The organism is Nitrosomonas halophila (genome assembly GCF_900107165.1).
GTDB lineage: Bacteria > Pseudomonadota > Gammaproteobacteria > Burkholderiales > Nitrosomonadaceae > Nitrosomonas > Nitrosomonas halophila.
Genome location: NZ_FNOY01000122.1, coordinates 1 through 3,442, shown reverse-complemented (window position 1 = coordinate 3,442; position 3,442 = coordinate 1). Strand labels below are relative to the sequence as shown.

Genomic DNA, 3,442 nt, shown 5'->3' with positions numbered 1-3,442 from the left:
GATGATGCTAGATGCAAGTATAGTCTTGCGATCTGGCCAATCATCTGTTCCATATACGTTATCCAGTCACTAAGTTAGATCATTTAGTTTAGTGATTGGGTAACCTCGCTATCTTCCCTGATTACACCTCTTGAATTCAAGTAATAAGTGCATAACCCACCAACTTTTCAGCATCCATGCCGGATAGTTCGTGAAACACCTCGTAAGGTGTTTTGAACCCCAGGCACTTCCTTGGTCTGTTGTTTAGTTTATGCACAGCTTCAAATACTTGCCGAGTGGTCACGTCCAACAACCCCATTGCCTTGGGGAAGTATTGGCGTAACAGCCCATTGGCATTCTCGTTTTGTACTCGCTCCCACGAATGATAGGGCTTGGCGAAATATGTTTTGCATTCAATGGCCTGGGCAACTTGCTCATGTTTGGCAAACTCTTTTCCGTTGTCGAAGGTGAGCGTATGTACCCAATCTTTAAAGCCGCCCAGCAAGGCGATTATGCTGCCTGTCACCGCTTCTGCGGTTTTGTTCGCTACGGGGAACGCCAGACGTAGCTTGGATTTACGTTCGTCCAGTGTAACCATCGCACCTTTCTGCCCTTTGCCGATCATGGTGTCCGCTTCCCAATCACCCAAACGTTCACGTTGATTGGCGACCGGAGGACGTTCGTCAATGTCCACCCGGTTGGGGATGCCTTTGACGCTGCCTGTATTGCTGCCGTAACGCTTGCGGTATTTCTTCGAATGGTGGCGCAGATTCAGATATAGCTTGCCACCCGCCCGCTTGTCCTTTAGCACATGCATGGTAAATGGTTTCATGGCAAACCGTCGACCTGCCTTCCGCCTTGAGACGGCCACTGATTTGCTCGGGACTCCATTGCCGTTCAAGCAACCTCTCAAGGCTATCCACTAGTGCTGAAGTCAGCTTGACCGCTTTGGGCTTGTCCACATGACGTTGCCGAGCCTTGCCGTGAGCTTGTTTATGCCGGTAGCCACGCTGACCACAGTTACGCACCAGTTCACGACTGATACTCGATTGGCTGCGCCCCAGTGCTAATGCGATGGTTGTCGTCGAATCCTGCATCTTGTGTCGTTTTTCAATATAGTGCCTCTCCTCAGAGGTAAGGTGTGTGTAAGCCATGAAGCTCTCCCGTTAGTAATTTTTCGGGATGTTTTTTACCACATCCTGCTTCTGCCTCATGAGGAAAGTCGCATCCCGTATCGATTAGCGGGTTATGCACTTATTATACGAATTCGCCCCTTGCAAAGAGTAATCAAAAATCCTTCCAGATCTTAAACTTTTCCTGTTTTTTTTTTAGTATATTCCCTTTAAAGCATTATTGAACTTCCCGGTTGGGATGTAGACTGTAGCATTTCCGATTTACTGGACATGGTTTTTGCCCTGCCGGCCAGTAATGGAAACCATTGTCCGTCATACGAGCCGCCGTTGGTGAAGGAAACTGATTGCATTCAGCATGAAAACTCTTGATATAGCAAATGTCCCATTCAATGGAGGTAACCGGGACGGAAGCACTGAACAGACTGCTGCAATATTAGCCGATCCAGCATTTTCGCAACAGCTTGCACAACAATACCCCTTACGGCTAGGTCGCGTCGTAACGCTACAATCAGAGCATACGCATGATAATCAGGCCGCCCATTCAAGGTTGTTTATGCGAGTGCATGACACCATGATGCAACAGATGCAAGCTTTGCCGCACCAGCCATTTCTCCTGATTGGCGGTGATCACAGCATTGCAATGGGCACCTGGAGTGGTGTGCTGGATGCAGCGTTTGATCCTGACCGGGTTGGGTTACTGTGGTTTGATGCACATATGGATGCCCATACCTTTCAAACTACGCCGTCCGGCAATTTGCATGGCATGCCGGTAGCAGCGTTGCTGGGAGCGGACGATCCTGAACTGCGCGTTTTTTACCCAGGGCGCCACCACTTGAATCCGGATAACTTGGTCTTGGCCGGTGTAAGAAGCTATGAGACAGAGGAACGCGAATTGCTCGATCGGATGGGTGTCGCCTGGTATGGTGTCGATCAAATGGTGCATCCTGACGCCGGTCTGGCATGGGTTCGGTCCCTGTGGCAGCGGTTGCGGACGCAATGTGATTGGATCGGCATCAGCATCGATATTGACGTGATTGATCCGGCCGATGCCCCGGGTGTGTCGACACCTGTTGCCAATGGCCTCCCGGCCAATACCCTGTACCAGTTGTTGCATTGGCTAATGCAACAACCCGAATGCATTGGCCTGGAAATCGCTGAATACAGTCCTGCCAATGATGCAATGAGTAAGACTCGCCAGGTATTGCTGGATCTGATCGGTCATGCTTTCACCAAACCGTAGAGGTCTTTGGGATCTGCCAAATCTGGAACGATAGCCAGGACCGAATCGGGACAAATGTCGCCATTTTCAGCCAGCTTATAGAGCCATGTCAGGATGGAATAATCTTCTAGAGCGAATCCCACCGAATCAAACAATGTAATTTCTTCTGGTGTGGTCCGGCCCTTTTTGGTGCCAGCAATCAGCTCCCACAACTCGGCATGCACACTATCCGGACCCAGATTCTGGATTTCTCCTTCCACCAAGCTTTGTGGTAAATATTCGACCACAATCTTGCATTGCTGGAGAACCTCAGAGGAGAACTCGGTTTTGCCGGGACAATCACCGCCGAGACCCAAATAGCATTGGCCCGGGCTTAACATCAAAGATTGAATCAAATCTGCCCGGCATTTGGCTGCCGTAGCCGTGACGATGATATCCGCGCCATGAATCGCCGCAGCAATTGAATCGGCAGGAAAGACGGGAATGCTACTGGCTGCAAGATTATCATGGTATTTGCGCATGGCCTGGGGGTCGGTATCGTAATAGTGAATCTGGCAACCTTGGTATTGGGTGGATAATGCCCAGGTAACGAATTCGGCTTGTGCGCCAGTTCCAATCAGAGCGATCCGCTGGCTATCCTGACGGGCTAGATATCTGGCTGCGAGCGCAGCAGTTGCAGCAGTCCGGACTGCGGTCAACAGAGTCATTTCGGAAATGAGCAAGGGGTATCCAGTATGGGCATCTGTCAACACGCCAAATCCGAGCACATTGAGTTTGCCCAGCGCCGGATTATTGGGATGGCCGTTGACATATTTGAATGCATAGTAGTTCTGATCGGCACAGGGCATCAATTCTATCACGCCATCTGGATAATAGGTGGCGTGGCGGGCGGACTTGTGAAAATCGGGCCAGCGCCGAAAATCTGCTGCCAAGTGATCTATTATCCCGGGAAAAACGTTTGCTAACCCTTGGTCCTTTAGCCATTGTGCAATGGTATTGATGGAAAAAAAAAGCATTGGTAACTATTCAGCGTATTCTTTCTCTCAGTCATTCTGCAACATAAAATCAGGCAGTTTCCCAGCGAAGAGCAGGGAAAGCGCCTCGGAAGCAG

At 50.1% G+C, this 3,442-nt stretch carries 3 protein-coding genes and 1 pseudogene; 1 reads left to right on the top strand and 3 read right to left on the bottom strand.

Going from position 1 to position 3,442, the window contains the following annotated elements; translation table 11 throughout:
* Positions 1-136 precede the first annotated feature (136 nt).
* Both BLV85_RS14430 and BLV85_RS16010 read right to left on the bottom strand, forming a co-directional pair.
* Complete coding sequence (locus BLV85_RS14430) at positions 137-811, bottom strand: IS30 family transposase (protein ID WP_143032365.1); 675 nt, start codon at positions 809-811, stop codon at positions 137-139.
* A 199-nt stretch (positions 812-1,010) separates the two neighbouring features.
* Positions 1,011-1,133: pseudogene (locus BLV85_RS16010) on the bottom strand (helix-turn-helix domain-containing protein); the annotation flags it as partial.
* A gap of 334 nt (positions 1,134-1,467) precedes the next feature.
* Between BLV85_RS16010 and BLV85_RS14420 the strand changes: the two are divergent.
* Positions 1,468-2,352, top strand: coding sequence for an arginase family protein (locus BLV85_RS14420; RefSeq protein ID WP_090415917.1), 885 nt, complete (start codon positions 1,468-1,470; stop codon positions 2,350-2,352).
* Here BLV85_RS14420 and BLV85_RS14415 read toward each other — a convergent pair.
* Complete coding sequence (locus BLV85_RS14415) at positions 2,331-3,347, bottom strand: ornithine cyclodeaminase (protein WP_090415916.1); 1,017 nt, start codon at positions 3,345-3,347, stop codon at positions 2,331-2,333. The two genes, BLV85_RS14420 and BLV85_RS14415, sit on opposite strands and share 22 nt — an antisense overlap.
* Between the last annotated feature and the right edge of the window lie 95 nt (positions 3,348-3,442).